A 15,846-nucleotide genomic window follows, 5' to 3' on the forward strand; every position below is an offset into this window, starting at 1 on the left:
TAATTAAGATCGCCACTACTCATTAATTCTACTTAACAATAGATTTACACCCTAACGTTTACAGATCATGGCGATAACAGTAGTTTCGTAAAAGCATTCAGTATTTTCCTGATAATTGAGTTATGCTGACGCCGCTAACACTTTCCTCCCTGAGTTTAGACTATTTTTTAACAAAACATACAACCACACAAAAGCCTGATACCAAAAACAAAAAACCAATAAAATAAATAAAAGCAGTAATAAAAACTGCAAGAATGGCATTAAAGCAGGACTTAACAGCACAATCCCACACTAAGCCTGAGCAAAATCTTCTACTGCTGACCCTTCAAAACTCACCGCTGTGGGAGTACATTGTTCCGTGCTGACTTCCACGGCAGGGAGTGGCGATAACAGCTAAAAAGGTCAAGATTCATGTCCCCCATTGAAAAATCCAGCAAACTAGAAAATGTCTGTTATGACATCCGCGGCCCTGTTCTGAAAGAAGCGAAACGCCTGGAAGAAGAAGGCAATAAAGTTCTGAAACTGAACATCGGCAACCCCGCCCCTTTTGGTTTTGAAGCGCCTGATGAGATCCTGGTCGATGTCATCCGCAATTTGCCAACGGCGCAGGGGTATTGCGATTCAAAGGGTCTGTATTCCGCACGCAAAGCGATCATGCAGCATTACCAGGCGCGCGGCATGCGCGACGTCACCGTAGAAGATATCTATATTGGTAACGGCGTATCCGAATTGATCGTGCAGGCAATGCAGGCGTTGCTGAACAGCGGGGACGAAATGCTGGTTCCCGCGCCGGATTACCCGCTGTGGACAGCGGCAGTCTCGCTCTCCAGCGGCAAAGCGGTACACTATCTTTGCGATGAATCTTCTGACTGGTTCCCGGATCTCGACGACATCCGCGCCAAAATCACGCCGCGTACCCGTGGCATTGTGATAATCAACCCGAATAACCCAACCGGCGCGGTTTACTCCAAAGAGTTGCTGATGGAGATCGTTGAGATTGCCCGTCAACATAATCTGATCATTTTCGCCGATGAGATTTACGACAAGATCCTCTACGACGACGCTGAGCATCATTCTATCGCCGCGCTGGCGCCGGATCTGCTGACCATTACGTTCAACGGGCTGTCCAAAACCTATCGCGTCGCCGGATTCCGCCAGGGCTGGATGGTGCTGAATGGGCCGAAAAAACACGCCAAAGGCTACATTGAAGGGCTGGAGATGCTGGCGTCAATGCGTCTGTGCGCCAACGTTCCGGCGCAGCACGCGATCCAGACGGCGCTGGGCGGCTACCAGAGTATTAGCGAATTCATCATGCCGGGCGGGCGTTTGTATGAACAACGTAACCGTGCGTGGGAGCTGATTAACGATATTCCGGGCGTTTCCTGCGTGAAACCGCGCGGCGCACTGTATATGTTCCCGAAAATAGATGCGAAACGCTTTAACATCCACGATGACCAGAAGATGGTGCTCGACTTCCTGTTGCAGGAAAAAGTGCTGCTGGTGCAGGGAACCGCGTTCAACTGGCCCTGGCCGGATCACTTCCGCATTGTAACGCTGCCTCGTATTGACGACATTGAAATGTCGCTGAGTAAATTCGGGCGCTTCCTGTCAGGGTATCATCAGCTGTAACCGTAAACTGGCCGTCGGATGCAACGTGAGAAAGACGAGTATTTGCATCCGATGGCCTTCTCTGCGCACAATGCCCCTCAGGTTGTCATCATGAAAAGGTCACTATGAAGCAGAGCCATTTTTTTGCCCACCTCTCCCGCCTGAAACTGATTAACCGCTGGCCATTGATGCGCAACGTGCGCACCGAAAACGTCTCCGAACACAGTTTGCAGGTGGCGATGGTCGCCCACGCGCTTGCCGCTATCAAAAATCGCAAATTCGGCGGCCAGGTCAACGCCGAGCGTATTGCGCTACTGGCGATGTACCACGATGCCTCTGAAGTGTTGACCGGCGATCTCCCGACTCCGGTGAAATACTTCAATTCGCAAATCGCGCAGGAATACAAAGCGATTGAGAAAATTGCCCAACAAAAACTGGTGGATATGGTTCCTGACGAACTGCGCGATATTTTTGCACCGCTGATCGACGAGCATGCTTACAGCGAAGAAGAGAAATCGGTTGTGAAGCAAGCCGACGCGCTTTGCGCCTATCTGAAGTGTCTGGAAGAGTTATCGGCGGGCAATAATGAATTCCTGCTGGCAAAAACGCGACTGGAAAAAACCCTGGCGTCGCGCCGCAGCGAAGAGATGGACTATTTTATGGCGGTGTTTGTGCCCAGTTTTCACCTCTCGCTGGATGAAATCAGCCAGGATTCGCCGCTATAAATCGTTTTGCCGGATGGCGACGTAAACGTCTTATCCGGCCTACTGCTACATTTGTAGGCCGGATAAGCGAATAGCGCCATCCGGCAAAAAATCAAAACGGAAACAGCACCGGGATCATCACCACGCATACCGCCATAACGATTATCGTAAACGGCACCCCAATCTTAACAAAGTCGCTAAAACTGTAGTTCCCCGGCCCCAAAACCAGCGTGTTTACCGGCGAGGAGACCGGCGTCATGAACGCCGCCGACGCCGCCATTGCCACCACCATCGCGAAAGGATACGGTGACACCCCCATCGACTTCGCTGCCGCAAGGGCTATCGGCGCCATCAGCACGGCGGTCGCGGTATTGGAAATAAACAGCCCGATGGTGGCGCACAGCACAAACAGACATGCCAGCATCATATAAGGGCCATAGCCGCCGCCGACATCCATCAATCCTTTAACGACCAGATCAACGCCGCCGGTCTTTTGCAACGCCAGCGCAAAAGGCATCATCCCGACAATCAGGATAATGCTCGGCCAGTGAATCGCTTTGTAGGAGCTTTCTGCATCAATACAGCGGAATTTCCCCATCAGCAGGCAAGCAATGATTGCCGCGATCGGGTTAGGGATCTCATCGGTCAGCATCAGCGCAACCATCAGCACCAGACAGAAGATCGCATGCGGCGCCTGGCTGTGCGCCGGGGAGGCGTCACTCACTTCCACAGGCATATTCAGCACCACGAAGTCACGGCCCTGCTTCGCCAGTTGACCAATCAGCTTCCAGTTTCCCACCACCAGAATAATGTCGCCCATTAACAGCGCTTCATCCGCAAGCGACCCTTCGATTGCCACGCCGTCACGCTTCAGACCGACGACATTCAGGCCATAGCGCGTACGAAAACCGATCTCGCGCACCGATTTGCCAATCAGTTCCGATTCGGGAATCAGGGAGATTTCCGCCATCCCCACGTCCAGCGCCTGATCGGAAAAATACTCGCCGCGTAAAACCATCGGCTCCAGCAGTTGCTCGCTGCAAAATTCCCGGAGATCCACCTCTGCGGCAGACATATCGATCAGTAACACATCGCGGGCGCGAAATTCCGACACCCCATTGACGTTAACAATAACACGCCGAAAGCGCCGCCAGCGTTCAACGCCGATCACGTTCGCGCCATAGCGCTCACGCAGCTTAAGGTCATCCAGACGCTGGCCGACCATCGGCGAACCCGGGCGAATGGCAAGCCGACGAGCGCGACCGGTCAGACGGTACTCTTTGATTAAATCGCGAAAGGCGCGACGCTTCCAGCCATCACGCTGCTGTGACGCATCATCCCCTTTCAACATAAAGCGCATCACCAGCATGTAGATAATGCCGAGGAACAGCACCACCAGCCCAATCGGCGTGACGCTAAAGAAGCTAAAACCGTGCAGCCCTTCGCGCAGCAGTTCACTGTTCACCACCAGGTTGGGCGGCGTCGCCACCAGCGTCATCATGCCGCTGATAAGACCGGCAAAACTGAGCGGCATCATCAGGCGTGAAGGCGAGGTCTGCATACGCATAGAAACGCTTAACACCACCGGGATGAAAATCGCGACCACGCCGGTTGAACTCATAAACGCGCCAAGCCCGGCAACGGTGATCATCAGCAGCACCAGCATTTTGACTTCGCTGCTACCGGCCATTTTCACCAGCCAGGCGCCCATGACCGTCGCGACGCCGGTACGCACCAGCCCGTCGCCGATAATGAACAAGGCGGCAATCAGAACAACGTTAGGATCGCTGAAGCCGGAAAAGGCCTCTGAGATGCTCAATGTTCCACTCAGAACAAAGGCGACAATGACCAGCAAAGCAATCGCGTCCATGCGCACTTTGCCCGTCGCAAACAAGATAACGGCAATCGCCAGTAAGGAGAGAACCCATATCAATTCACCGTTCACAACATATCCTTGTTAAATGAGAGGGATGGACTGATTCTGCCATAAAAAAGCCCCAACAATGCGGGGCTAAATCATGTTCAGGTATTTCTAAGAACGACCACGTTTCCGTTGGGCTGTTTGGTCACGGAAATGTGCTCAAGGCTGCTCAGGGCAAAATCGACGTCCGCAATGCGGGGCGTGTCCTCAGGCGCATTGACCGCAATGACATGACACCCGGCGGCCAGCCCGGAGAGAATCCCGGCAGGCGCGTCTTCCACCACCGCGCATTCCTGCGGCGAGAGGCCGAGCAGTTGGGCGCCCAGCAGATAGGCATCCGGTTCCGGTTTGCCGCGTTTCACGCGTTCAGCGGTAACAAACACCTCTGGCGCAGGAAGGCCGGCCGCCTGATGGCGCGCCCGCGCAACCGGCATCGAGCCTGAGGTAACGATAGCCCAGGGGATACCGGCTTTATTGAGATGGTTCAGCAATTCGACCGCGCCCGGCAACGCCACAATCCCTGCCGTATCCGTCGCTTCTATCTGTTCCAGACGGGTAAACTCTGCGGCGATCTCCTCTTCCGGCTTTCCCGCCATGAAGTGTCGCAGAGAAGTGATAGCCTGCTTGCCATGAATAAAGCTCAGCACTTCATCATGCGTGAGGCCAAAACGATCGGCCCAGTTGCACCATGTCCGCTCTACAACGGGTAAGGAGTCAACCAACGTTCCATCCAGATCAAACAGAAAGCCTTTGCACTGCACGCTCACCCCCTCAGGCATTGATAATCTGATTAATTTCGTTCGAGCTCAGGTGATACTGGCGCGGGCAGGAGTGCCAGACATTCAGCATACGCTGGTATTTTTCCCACATCGGCGTCTGGGCATTAAAGCCATGCGTACCGGCATCAAAGTGGGTATAGCGCCCTTCCACGTTCACCATAAAGCGAACGTAGCCCAGATAACGCGCTTCGGTTGCGGCATCAAACCCGAGGAACGTCACACGACGCTCGTCAATGGTCTGCGCGTCTTTCAGGTTAGTCCAGGACACATGTAAGGCGTGATACATCTCCATGATATCGATAATCGTGCGGCAGGTTTCTTCCTTCAGTTCGCCAAACTCACGATCCAGCTCACGCATCTGCAAGCCGTAGCCGCGTTCAATGATCGTTTGCAGACGGCGATAACGCTCGGCGTTGGTCGGGTCGAGCATGGTCATCATTTTGTACTGGTTAGACAAAATCAGACGTTGAGCGTTGGTCATTTCCATTTTGGGACTCCTGTATCACTCTACTGCGGTCAAAAAAAGAAGGCATTGGTATGCCTTCTTTTATATGCGTAATCAGGGGTCAATTACAAATCATCAAGGAAAGTTTTATCCAGTTGTTTGAAGGCGCGCTTAAGCGTGTCAGCTAATGCCTGGTAATCCGGCTTGCCTTCTACTGGCGACAACGCCTGCCCGGCTTCCTGCAATTTTCCCCGAACCTCATAGAACCAGTTCAGGATGGAAGGCGGGAGTGGCGTAACGGAGCGTTTTCCCAGCCACCACATGCCTTGCATCGGTAAACTGAGCGCAAACAGAGCTGTGGCAACCGCCGGGCCTAACTGACCGCCCAGCGCGATTTGCCAGCACAGCGTAAACACCGCGATCGGCGGCATAAAGCGAATGGCGTAACGCGTCATACGAATCACGCGGTTCTCAACAAAGACCGGCGCAAGGCGCTTTTCCATCGGCCACGTCTTTGCGTAGTGCTGCCCCCGGCGAAACAAACTAAAAAAATTCACGGAGCGATTATCCGGTGTCGACATGGCTTTACCTCAACTTCACATATAAAAATTCAAAAATTTGTGCAAAACAACAACTGCAAGGGACATCGTTCAAAACATTTTGTCATTGATACCCACTATCAGGTATCCTGTGTCGGCCTCTAAGGCCAGTAGTCCAAAATCATTGAGTCGTCAAATTTACATATAGTATGCCATTGGCTGAAAAATACGCAAAATGGCATAGACTCAAAGGTATTTCTTCCATCATGCCGAAAAAGATTATTGCGCATGATGTTAATCATAAACGTCAGCGTCATCATGCGTTACGCTCTATGGCTCACTGACGTTTTTTTAGCCACGTATCATAAATAGGTACTTCCATGTCGAGTAAGTTAGTACTGGTTCTGAACTGCGGTAGCTCCTCACTGAAATTTGCAATCATCGATGCAGCGAACGGTGAAGAATACCTTTCTGGTTTAGCCGAATGTTTCCATCTTCCTGAAGCACGTATCAAATGGAAAATGGACGGCAATAAACAAGAAGCGGCTTTAGGTGCAGGCGCCGCTCACAGTGAAGCGCTGAACTTTATTGTTAATACTATTCTGGCACAAAAACCAGAACTGTCTGCGCAGTTGACCGCAATTGGTCACCGTATCGTACACGGCGGCGAGAAGTATACCAGCTCCGTGGTCATTGATGACTCCGTTATCCAGGGCATCAAAGACGCTGCGCCGTTCGCTCCGCTGCACAACCCGGCTCACCTGATCGGGATTACTGAAGCGCTGAAATCCTTCCCGGAACTGAAAGAAAAGAACGTTGCAGTGTTCGACACCGCGTTCCATCAAACCATGCCGGAAGAGTCTTACCTGTATGCCCTGCCGTACAGCCTGTACAAAGAACACGGCGTACGTCGTTACGGTTTCCACGGCACCAGCCACTACTATGTGACTCAGGAAGCCGCAAAAATGCTGAACAAGCCGGTTGAAGAACTGAACATCATCACCTGCCATCTGGGCAACGGTGGTTCCGTTTCTGCAATCCGCAACGGCCAGTGCGTTGACACCTCTATGGGTCTGACCCCGCTGGAAGGTCTGGTGATGGGCACCCGTACCGGTGACATCGACCCGGCAATCATCTTCTTCCTGCATGACAACCTGGGCATGAACATCGATCAGATCAACAAAATGCTGACCAAAGAATCAGGTCTGTTGGGTCTGACCGAAGTCACCAGCGACTGCCGTTATGTTGAAGACAACTACACCGCTAAAGAAGATGCGAAACGTGCGATGGACGTATACTGCCACCGTCTGGCGAAATACATCGGCTCTTACACCGCGCTGATGGAAGGTCGTCTGGACGCAGTGGTCTTCACTGGCGGTATCGGTGAAAACGCGGCGATGGTGCGTGAGCTGTCTCTGGGTAAACTGGGCGTGCTGGGCTTTGAAGTCGATCACGAACGTAACCTGGCTGCCCGTTTCGGCAAATCTGGTTTCATCAACAAAGAAGGTACCCGTCCTGCGGTGGTTATCCCAACCAACGAAGAACTGGTTATCGCGCAAGACGCGAGCCGTCTGACTGCCTGATTTTACACCGCCAGCCTAGCTGGCGGTGCTGTTTTGTAACCCGCCTGAAACCGGCGGTAACGAAAGAGGATAAACCGTGTCCCGTATTATTATGCTGATCCCTACCGGAACCAGCGTCGGCCTGACCAGCGTCAGCCTTGGCGTCATCCGTGCTATGGAACGCAAAGGCGTTCGTCTGAGCGTCTTTAAGCCAATCGCCCAACCGCGCGCGGGTGGCAATGCGCCAGACCAGACTACCGCTATCGTTCGTGCAAACTCGTCTGTCCCGGCGGCTGAACCGCTGAAGATGAGCCACGTTGAATCTCTGCTGTCCAGCAATCAGAAAGATGTGCTGATGGAAGAGATCATCGCGAACTATCACGCGAACACCAAAGATGCGGAAGTGGTGCTGGTTGAAGGCCTGGTTCCGACGCGTAAACACCAGTTCGCTCAGTCTCTGAACTACGAAATCGCGAAAACGCTGAATGCGGAAATCGTCTTCGTGATGTCTCAGGGCACCGACACCCCGGAACAGCTGAATGAGCGTATCGAACTGACTCGCAGCAGCTTCGGCGGCGCGAAAAACACCAACATCACCGGCGTTATTGTTAACAAACTGAACGCACCGGTTGATGAGCAGGGCCGTACCCGCCCGGATCTGTCTGAGATTTTCGACGACTCTTCCAAAGCGAAAGTGGTGAAAGTCGATCCGGCTAAACTCCAGGAATCCAGCCCGCTGCCGGTTCTGGGCGCGGTGCCGTGGAGCTTCGATCTGATTGCAACCCGTGCAATCGACATGGCGCGTCACCTGAACGCTACCGTTGTGAACGAAGGCGATATCAACACCCGTCGCGTGAAGTCTGTCACGTTCTGCGCACGCAGCATTCCGCACATGCTGGAGCACTTCCGTGCAGGTTCTCTGCTGGTGACTTCTGCTGACCGTCCTGACGTACTGGTTGCGGCTTGCCTGGCGGCAATGAACGGCGTAGAAATCGGCGCTCTGCTGCTGACCGGCGGCTACGAAATGGACGCGCGCATCTCTAAACTGTGCGAACGTGCTTTCGCAACCGGCCTGCCGGTATTCATGGTGAATACCAACACCTGGCAGACCTCTCTGAGTCTACAGAGCTTCAACCTGGAAGTTCCGGTTGATGACCATGAGCGTATCGAAAAAGTTCAGGAATACGTTGCTAACTACATCAACGCTGACTGGATTGAATCCCTGACCGCGACCTCTGAGCGCAGCCGTCGTCTGTCTCCGCCTGCATTCCGCTACCAGCTGACCGAGCTGGCGCGTAAAGCCGGTAAACGCGTCGTTCTGCCGGAAGGCGACGAACCGCGTACCGTTAAAGCGGCAGCCATCTGTGCTGAACGTGGCATCGCGACTTGCGTCCTGCTGGGTAACCCGGAAGAGATCAACCGCGTTGCCGCCTCTCAGGGCGTAGAACTGGGCGCTGGCATTGAAATCGTCGACCCGGAAGTGGTTCGCGAAAGCTATGTCGCTCGTCTGGTTGAGCTGCGTAAGAGCAAAGGCATGACCGAGACCGTCGCCCGCGAACAGCTGGAAGACAACGTGGTTCTCGGTACGCTGATGCTGGAACAGGATGAAGTTGACGGTCTGGTTTCCGGTGCGGTTCACACCACGGCAAACACCATTCGTCCGCCGCTACAGCTGATCAAAACAGCGCCAGGCAGCTCTCTGGTCTCTTCCGTATTCTTCATGCTGCTGCCGGAACAGGTTTATGTTTACGGCGACTGCGCGATCAACCCGGACCCGACGGCAGAACAGCTGGCTGAAATCGCCATCCAGTCTGCGGAATCCGCAATTGCCTTCGGTATCGAACCGCGCGTTGCGATGCTCTCCTACTCCACCGGCACCTCTGGCGCAGGCAGCGACGTAGAGAAAGTGCGTGAAGCGACCCGTCTGGCGCAGGAAAAACGCCCTGACCTGATGATCGACGGCCCGCTGCAATACGACGCCGCAGTCATGGCTGATGTTGCGAAATCCAAAGCGCCGAACTCTCCGGTTGCAGGTCGCGCGACCGTGTTCATCTTCCCGGATCTGAACACCGGTAACACCACCTACAAAGCGGTACAGCGTTCTGCCGACCTGATCTCCATCGGGCCGATGCTACAGGGTATGCGCAAGCCGGTGAACGACCTGTCCCGTGGCGCGCTGGTAGATGATATCGTCTACACCATCGCCCTGACCGCGATTCAGTCTTCACAGCAACAGCAGTAATCTGCTTTGTGTGCCGGATAGCGACGCTAAGGCGTCCTTATCCGGCCAGCACTTCATACCTAAGGTCTGGAAATAGCGATTATTTCCAGATTTTTTATGCCCGCCGAACCGGCATGAACGAAATCCTATTTTCCTGCTTAGCTGCGCTGTATCAATGAATAACTATTCCTCTGTTCGCATAATTATCTCTTTGCCTTGCAACAGGGATAGTGTGTTATGTCCGCAGTAACAGAATCGCAATCGCGGCCTGCCAAAAAATGGGCGATGCCCGATACGCTGGTGATTATTTTTTTCGTCGCCATTCTGACCAGTCTTGCCACCTGGGTTGTTCCCGTCGGAATGTTCGACAGCCAGGAGGTGCAGTATCAGGTTGACGGGCAGACGAAAACCCGCAAAGTGGTCGATCCCCACTCTTTTCGTATTCTCACCAACGAAGCCGGTGAAGCGCAGTATCACCACGTCCAACTCTTTACAACCGGCGATGAAAGACCCGGCTTAATGAATTTCCCGTTCGAAGGATTAACCTCCGGTTCTAAATTCGGCACGGCCGTCGGCATCATCATGTTTATGCTGGTGATCGGCGGCGCGTTCGGCATCGTCATGCGTACAGGCACCATTGATAACGGTATTCTGGCGCTGATACGCCATACGCGCGGCAATGAGGTGTTGTTTATCCCGGTGCTGTTCATCCTCTTCTCACTGGGCGGCGCGGTTTTTGGCATGGGGGAAGAGGCCGTCGCCTTTGCGATTATTATCGCGCCGCTGATGGTGCGCCTGGGCTATGACAGCATTACCACCGTACTGGTCACCTATATCGCCACCCAGATTGGTTTTGCCAGTTCATGGATGAACCCGTTTTGCGTCGTGGTCGCGCAGGGGATTGCGGGCGTACCGGTCCTTTCCGGCTCAGGCTTGCGCATTGTTGTGTGGTTCGTTTCCACGCTGATTGGTCTTCTTTTTACCCTGACCTATGCCGCGCGGGTGAAAAAGAATCCCCATCTGTCGCGCGTCCATGAATCCGATCGCTATTTTCGTGAGAAGCAGGACGAAATCGCCCAACGTCCTTTCACCGCTGGCGACTGGCTGGTGCTGATTGTGCTGACCGGAGTGATGATTTGGGTTATCTGGGGAGTGATTGTTCACGCGTGGTTTATTCCTGAGATTGCCAGCCAGTTCTTCACGATGGGCGTGGTCATCGGCATCATTGGGGTTATTTTCCGCCTCAACGGTATGACGGTGAACATCATGGCCTCCTCGTTCACCGAAGGCGCCAGAATGATGATTGCCCCGGCTCTGTTGGTCGGCTTCGCCAAAGGTATTTTATTGCTCGTGGGCAACGGCGAGGCGGGCGACGCCAGCGTGTTAAATACCCTGTTGAACAGTATTGCTCACGGTATTAGCGGTCTGAACAACGCTGTCGCCGCATGGTTTATGCTGCTGTTTCAGGCCGTATTCAATTTCTTTGTTACCTCCGGTTCCGGTCAGGCAGCGTTAACGATGCCGCTTCTGGCTCCGTTAGGCGATCTGGTAGGCGTAAACCGTCAGGTTACGGTACTGGCCTTCCAGTTTGGCGATGGCTTCAGTCACATCATCTATCCAACGTCCGCATCGTTAATGGCGACATTAGGCGTGTGCCGGGTCGATTTTCGCAACTGGCTGAAGGTTGGCGCGACGCTGCTGGGGTTGCTGTTTATCATGTCCAGCGTGGTGGTTATCGGCGCGCAGTTGATGGGATACCATTGATCAAAAATGCCGGATGGCGACGCTGGCGCGTCTTATCCGGCCTACGAGTCAGGTTATTGTAGGCCGGATAAGCGGTAGCGCCATCCGGCAACAACACATCATTATTACAGCAGCGTTTTCGCCGCTTCCACAATGGCTTCTGCGGTCAAACCATACTCCTTCTGCAAGAAATCCTGCGTCCCGACCTGACCATAACGTTAACTAGTGCGTCTTATCCGGCCTACGAGTCAGGTTATTGTAGGCCGGATAAGCAGTAGCGCCATCCGGCAACAATACATCGTTATTACAGCAGCGTTTTCGCCGCTTCCACAATGGCCTCTGCGGTCAAACCATACTCCTTCTGCAAGAAATCCTGCGTCCCGACCTGACCATAACGCTCTTTAACGCCGACGCGGAGCATGGGCACCGGGCACGTTTCAACCAGCACTTCAGCCACGGCCGACCCAAGTCCATTATGAATGCTGTGGTTTTCACAGGTGACGATTCGCCCGGTTTTCTCCGCGTAATTTTTCACCAGCATGCGGTCGATAGGCTTGAGGGTAAACATATCGATAACCGCCGCGTTCACGCCATCCTGCTCCAGCTGGCGCGCCGCCTCCAGCGCCTCGGCAACCATAATGCCGTTGGCAATCAGCGTGATATCACTGCCTTCACGCAGAACATTCCCTTTACCGATGGTGAACGTCGATCCCGGCGCATAAATGCTCGGGGCCTGTTTGCGGATAGTTCGAACCCAGTAAAAACCCTCAAGATCGATAAGCTGGCGCAAAATATCCTTAAACATGACGGCATCGGTCACTTCCAGCACAACCGAATGCGCCAGCCCGCGCACAATGCCCATATCTTCAAAAGACATATGGGTACCGCCGTTATGGCAGGCAGTCACGCCGGCATCCGACGCGATCACCTTGACGTTGTTGCGCTGGTAATCGAGCGACATAAACAGCTGATCAAAACAGCGACGGCTGGCAAAGGCGGTGAAGGTATGGACAAACGGTTTGCGTCCGGTGAGCGATAGCCCTGCCGCAGTGCCGATCACATTGGCTTCCATGATGCCGCAGTTGATCACATGCTGAGGATAATCCCTCGCAACACCATCCATCGCCATAGAACTCATGAGATCCGCTTCAAGTGCGATAATCTGGCTTCCGGCCTCTATCTGCTCCGCCACAAATCCGGCGTACACTTTACGCATTTCCATGCTCTCTTTTTGTCCCGCGGGTGCAACCTTAATCATGCGCGGCCTCCAGTTGGCGAATCGTCTCGTTAAGCGCCTTTTTCATCTCATCGGTCAGACGCAGGTGGTGGGAGTTGCTTAATTGCTCCAGGTAGGGCACGCCCTGTCCTTTAATACTGTCGAGGATCACCACGCGCGGACGGGCATCCGCCGCCGGAACCGGCTGAACGACCTCCAGCAGCCGGGCAATGTCATCGCCTTTCACGGTGACAACATCAAAACCGAAAGCGCGGAATTTCCCTTCCAGATCGAACGGGCAAATAATCTCATCCAGTTCGCCGTCCAGCTGCTGCTTGTTCCAGTCGATAAACACCGTCAGGTTGTTCAGGCGATGATGGGCGATAAACTGAAACGCTTCCCAGCACTGCCCTTCGTTCAGCTCGCCGTCGCCGACGATACAAAATACCCGATTCGGGCGCCCGGCAAGTTTGTGCGACAGCGCCATCCCCCCGGCAATCGAGATCCCCTGCCCCAGTGAACCGGTCGTCGCATCCACGCCGCGCGTTTTTAACCTGTCTGGATGGCTCGGCAAACGGGTGCCGTTCTGGTTAAGCGTGTTCAGTTCTTCTGTCGGAAAGTAACCTTTAATCGCCAGCGTGCTGTAGAGCGCCGGGCCAGCATGACCTTTAGACAGCACAAAGTAATCGCGCTCCGGCCAGTCGGGGTCGGCCGGGTCAATCTTCATCACCGCGCCGTACAGCACCGCCAGCGTCTCCACTACCGACATGCTGCCACCGTAGTGGCCAAAGCCAAGCTGCGTCAATGACTTAAGAGTGGCAACGCGAATATCGCGCGCCAGTTGAGTAACTTCATTCACATTCATAATTTGGCTCCGGTATTCTCCTGCGTGTTACCCCCCGCAGATTTGTTTTTCGCAAACACGTTGTACGCCACCAGCAGCACGAACAACGCTACAACAAGCCCTGTGATGGCAAGCGGCGACAGGTAGCGCGCCAGATTGCCCAGCACAATCCCCACAGCGCCGAAATCAGCGTCTGAGAAAGTCGTATTCGCAAAGCCGATCGCCCCCAGCACGGGCAGCAGCAGAACGGGCAGGAAAGTAATCAACAGACCGTTGGCAAATGCGCCGATCATCGCGCCGCGACGCCCGCCGGTGGCATTACCAAATACGCCAGCCGTCGCACCGGTAAAGAAGTGCGGCACCACGCCCGGCAGGATCAGCACCAGCTTCATCTGTCCGAGCAGGAACAGACCGACCAGGCCGCCGAGGAAGCTAAACAGGAAGCCAATCAGCACCGCGTTAGGCGCATACGGATAGACGACCGGGCAGTCCAGCGCCGGGCGGGCGTTCGGCACCAGTTTTTCTGAGAATCCGGTAAAGGCCGGTACGATTTCCGCCAGAATCAGACGTACGCCCTGTAGGATGATGAACACACCCGCCGCAAAGGTGATCGCCATAATGATGGCGTAGACCAGGTAGTTCTGACCGCCGCTGAAGGTGCTCTCGACATATTCACGCCCTGCGCTCACCGCCATGATCAGATAGATAATCATCATGGTCAGAGAGATAGAGATCGAACTGTCGCGCAGGAAGCTTAAGTTTTTAGGCAGGTTCATCTCTTCGGTAGAGCGGGAACCTTTACCACAAAGGCTGCCGATCCAGCCGGACAGCACATAACCCAGCGTGCCGAAGTGACCAAACGCGATATCATCAGTGCCGGTGATACGCTTAATATAGCGCTGCGCCAGCGCCGGGAAAAAGGCCATCACCAGCCCCAGAATCAGCGATCCGGTAAAGACGAGACCAACGCCGTCAAAACCGGCAACCGTCAGGATTACACCGATCATACAGGCCATATAAAACGTATGGTGTCCTGTCAGAAAGATGTATTTCAGACGGGTAAAACGGGCGACCACAATATTTGCCACCATGCCAAAGGCCATGATCAGCGCCGTAGACGCCCCGTATTTTTCCAGAGCGATGGAAACAATCGCTTCGTTATTTGGAATAATCCCCTGGATATTAAACGCATGTTCAAACATTCCGCCGAGTGGATTTAAAGACCCGACCAGTACCGTTGCGCCGCCGCCCAGTACAATAAAACCTAAAATAGTTTTAATCGTGCCTTTCACCACATCGGAAAACGCTTTTTTCTGCGCGACAAGGCCAATTAAGGCAATTAACCCCACCAGCACCGAGGGCACTTTTAAGATATCAACAACAAAATTCAGCGTTTCAAGGATAAACATATCCGCCTCGCTTGCAATAAGGTTATTGTTTGGCGAACCAGGCGCGCAGCTGCGCTTCAAGTTCATTAATATCGATAATGTTATTAATCACCACCAGCTGACTTTCCGGCACGCTGGCGCTGGCGGCAATATCTTTCGCCATGACAAACAGATCCGCAGCGCCAGGCGTCGCCGAGGAGAGGTCGGAATGCTCAACATCGGCATCAATTTCAAGCTTCCTGAGCACTTTTTTAATATTCATTTCGACCATAAAACTACTGCCCAGGCCAGAACCGCAAATAGCCATAATTTTCATTATCATCACCTTCTTTTAAGTAGAGTACGCCCGCATCACGCAGGCGCGTAATGTGTCAGGTAATTCGGAATGCGTAATTAAATTAGAAACGTGCGATTATTGTTTTTATTTCCTCCAGCGACTTCGCCTGATGTAATTTATCCATATCGTCATCGCTGGAAAATAACTCTGCCAGCGCCGAAATCATTTCAATATGGCTGTGTTTGTCGGGTGCCGCGAGCATCACGATGATATCCACCGGATCGAACTCGCCCGCCCCAAATGAGACACCCTGCTCCAGCTTTAACAACGACAAGCCTAATCCCTTTGCTCCCTCTTCCGGTCGCGCATGCGGCATCGCCAGACCCGGCGCCAGAACGTAATACGCGCCCAGCTTATGATGCTGCTCAACAATCGCCGTCACATATTCAGGTGTGATAACGCCAGCATCCAGCAACGGTCTGGCGCATATTTCCAGCGCCTGCGGCCAGTTTTCCACTCTCGCCTGCCGCATGATGGTTGCATCAGTTAGCCAGTGATTGAGCACATATCCTCCTCGCGTGATTGCCAGATATGAGCAA

14 protein-coding genes and 1 pseudogene are annotated in these 15,846 nt (G+C 53.7%); 5 read left to right on the forward strand and 10 right to left on the reverse strand.

The window, feature by feature from the left end:
- Positions 1-411 precede the first annotated feature (411 nt).
- Together alaA and yfbR are read left to right on the forward strand one after the other, a co-directional pair.
- Complete coding sequence (alaA, locus tag OGX84_RS11455) at positions 412-1,629, forward strand: alanine transaminase AlaA (RefSeq protein ID WP_012131487.1); 1,218 nt, start codon at positions 412-414, stop codon at positions 1,627-1,629.
- 104 nt (positions 1,630-1,733) lie between these two features.
- A complete protein-coding gene (gene yfbR, locus OGX84_RS11460; protein ID WP_012131486.1) occupies positions 1,734-2,333 on the forward strand; it encodes a 5'-deoxynucleotidase in 600 nt (199 codons plus the stop codon).
- A 91-nt stretch (positions 2,334-2,424) separates the two neighbouring features.
- Here yfbR and OGX84_RS11465 read toward each other — a convergent pair whose 3' ends face one another.
- From OGX84_RS11465 to yfbV, 4 genes are all read right to left on the reverse strand, one after another.
- Positions 2,425-4,257 (reverse strand): SLC13 family permease, encoded by a 1,833-nt coding sequence (locus OGX84_RS11465; RefSeq protein WP_012131485.1) that lies wholly within the window; start codon positions 4,255-4,257, stop codon positions 2,425-2,427.
- A 77-nt stretch (positions 4,258-4,334) separates the two neighbouring features.
- Entirely contained in the window at positions 4,335-5,012 is a 678-nt protein-coding gene (locus OGX84_RS11470) for a sugar phosphatase (RefSeq protein WP_012131484.1), read from the reverse strand.
- Positions 5,005-5,499: a YfbU family protein gene (locus tag OGX84_RS11475; RefSeq protein ID WP_012131483.1), complete on the reverse strand. Its 495-nt coding sequence runs from the start codon at positions 5,497-5,499 to the stop codon at positions 5,005-5,007. The genes OGX84_RS11470 and OGX84_RS11475 overlap by 8 nt, the downstream gene beginning before the upstream one ends.
- A gap of 83 nt (positions 5,500-5,582) precedes the next feature.
- A complete protein-coding gene (gene yfbV, locus OGX84_RS11480; protein ID WP_003028087.1) occupies positions 5,583-6,038 on the reverse strand; it encodes a terminus macrodomain insulation protein YfbV in 456 nt (151 codons plus the stop codon).
- Between the two features lie 338 nt (positions 6,039-6,376).
- Here yfbV and ackA point away from each other — a divergent pair, with 338 nt between their 5' ends.
- From ackA to yfcC, 3 genes are all read left to right on the forward strand, one after another.
- Complete coding sequence (gene ackA, locus OGX84_RS11485; RefSeq protein WP_012131481.1) at positions 6,377-7,579, forward strand: acetate kinase; 1,203 nt, start codon at positions 6,377-6,379, stop codon at positions 7,577-7,579.
- Between the two features lie 76 nt (positions 7,580-7,655).
- Positions 7,656-9,800 carry a phosphate acetyltransferase gene (gene pta, locus OGX84_RS11490; RefSeq protein WP_024130156.1) on the forward strand — a complete coding sequence of 715 codons (2,145 nt, stop codon included), beginning with the start codon at positions 7,656-7,658 and terminating at the stop codon, positions 9,798-9,800.
- A gap of 216 nt (positions 9,801-10,016) precedes the next feature.
- Complete coding sequence (gene yfcC / locus OGX84_RS11495; protein ID WP_286458014.1) at positions 10,017-11,543, forward strand: putative basic amino acid antiporter YfcC; 1,527 nt, start codon at positions 10,017-10,019, stop codon at positions 11,541-11,543.
- Between the two features lie 104 nt (positions 11,544-11,647).
- Here yfcC and OGX84_RS22815 read toward each other — a convergent pair.
- The 6 genes and pseudogenes from OGX84_RS22815 to OGX84_RS11520 all read right to left on the reverse strand — a co-directional run.
- Positions 11,648-11,740 (reverse strand): annotated as a pseudogene (locus OGX84_RS22815) (transketolase); the annotation flags it as partial.
- Between the two features lie 86 nt (positions 11,741-11,826).
- Positions 11,827-12,780, reverse strand: a complete 954-nt coding sequence (locus OGX84_RS11500; protein ID WP_275165851.1) for a transketolase family protein — start codon at positions 12,778-12,780, stop codon at positions 11,827-11,829.
- A complete protein-coding gene (locus tag OGX84_RS11505) occupies positions 12,773-13,603 on the reverse strand; it encodes a transketolase (RefSeq protein WP_049008599.1) in 831 nt (276 codons plus the stop codon). The genes OGX84_RS11500 and OGX84_RS11505 overlap by 8 nt, the downstream gene beginning before the upstream one ends.
- Complete coding sequence (locus tag OGX84_RS11510; protein ID WP_275165850.1) at positions 13,600-14,991, reverse strand: PTS ascorbate transporter subunit IIC; 1,392 nt, start codon at positions 14,989-14,991, stop codon at positions 13,600-13,602. The genes OGX84_RS11505 and OGX84_RS11510 overlap by 4 nt, the downstream gene beginning before the upstream one ends.
- Positions 14,992-15,013: 22 nt before the next feature.
- Entirely contained in the window at positions 15,014-15,286 is a 273-nt protein-coding gene (locus OGX84_RS11515; RefSeq protein WP_024130155.1) for a PTS sugar transporter subunit IIB, read from the reverse strand.
- 82 nt (positions 15,287-15,368) lie between these two features.
- Positions 15,369-15,812 (reverse strand): PTS sugar transporter subunit IIA, encoded by a 444-nt coding sequence (locus OGX84_RS11520; RefSeq protein ID WP_024130154.1) that lies wholly within the window; start codon positions 15,810-15,812, stop codon positions 15,369-15,371.
- Positions 15,813-15,846: the final 34 nt, after the last annotated feature.

The organism is Citrobacter sp. CK202 (genome assembly GCF_030333225.1).
Lineage (GTDB): Bacteria > Pseudomonadota > Gammaproteobacteria > Enterobacterales > Enterobacteriaceae > Citrobacter_B > Citrobacter_B koseri.

Excerpts from the sequence above, each read along its gene's own strand:
- OGX84_RS11510 (WP_275165850.1), bottom strand. The coding sequence starts at position 14,991 with ATGTTTATCCTTGAAACGCTGAATTTTGTTGTTGATATCTTAAAAGTG.
- OGX84_RS11500 (WP_275165851.1), bottom strand. The coding sequence starts at position 12,780 with ATGATTAAGGTTGCACCCGCGGGACAAAAAGAGAGCATGGAAATGCGT.
- OGX84_RS11505 (WP_049008599.1), bottom strand. The coding sequence starts at position 13,603 with ATGAATGTGAATGAAGTTACTCAACTGGCGCGCGATATTCGCGTTGCC.
- yfcC (WP_286458014.1), top strand. The coding sequence starts at position 10,017 with ATGTCCGCAGTAACAGAATCGCAATCGCGGCCTGCCAAAAAATGGGCG.
- yfbR (WP_012131486.1), top strand. The coding sequence starts at position 1,734 with ATGAAGCAGAGCCATTTTTTTGCCCACCTCTCCCGCCTGAAACTGATT.
- yfbV (WP_003028087.1), bottom strand. The coding sequence starts at position 6,038 with ATGTCGACACCGGATAATCGCTCCGTGAATTTTTTTAGTTTGTTTCGC.
- OGX84_RS11475 (WP_012131483.1), bottom strand. The coding sequence starts at position 5,499 with ATGGAAATGACCAACGCTCAACGTCTGATTTTGTCTAACCAGTACAAA.
- OGX84_RS11470 (WP_012131484.1), bottom strand. The coding sequence starts at position 5,012 with ATGCCTGAGGGGGTGAGCGTGCAGTGCAAAGGCTTTCTGTTTGATCTG.
- alaA (WP_012131487.1), top strand. The coding sequence starts at position 412 with ATGTCCCCCATTGAAAAATCCAGCAAACTAGAAAATGTCTGTTATGAC.
- ackA (WP_012131481.1), top strand. The coding sequence starts at position 6,377 with ATGTCGAGTAAGTTAGTACTGGTTCTGAACTGCGGTAGCTCCTCACTG.
- OGX84_RS11515 (WP_024130155.1), bottom strand. The coding sequence starts at position 15,286 with ATGAAAATTATGGCTATTTGCGGTTCTGGCCTGGGCAGTAGTTTTATG.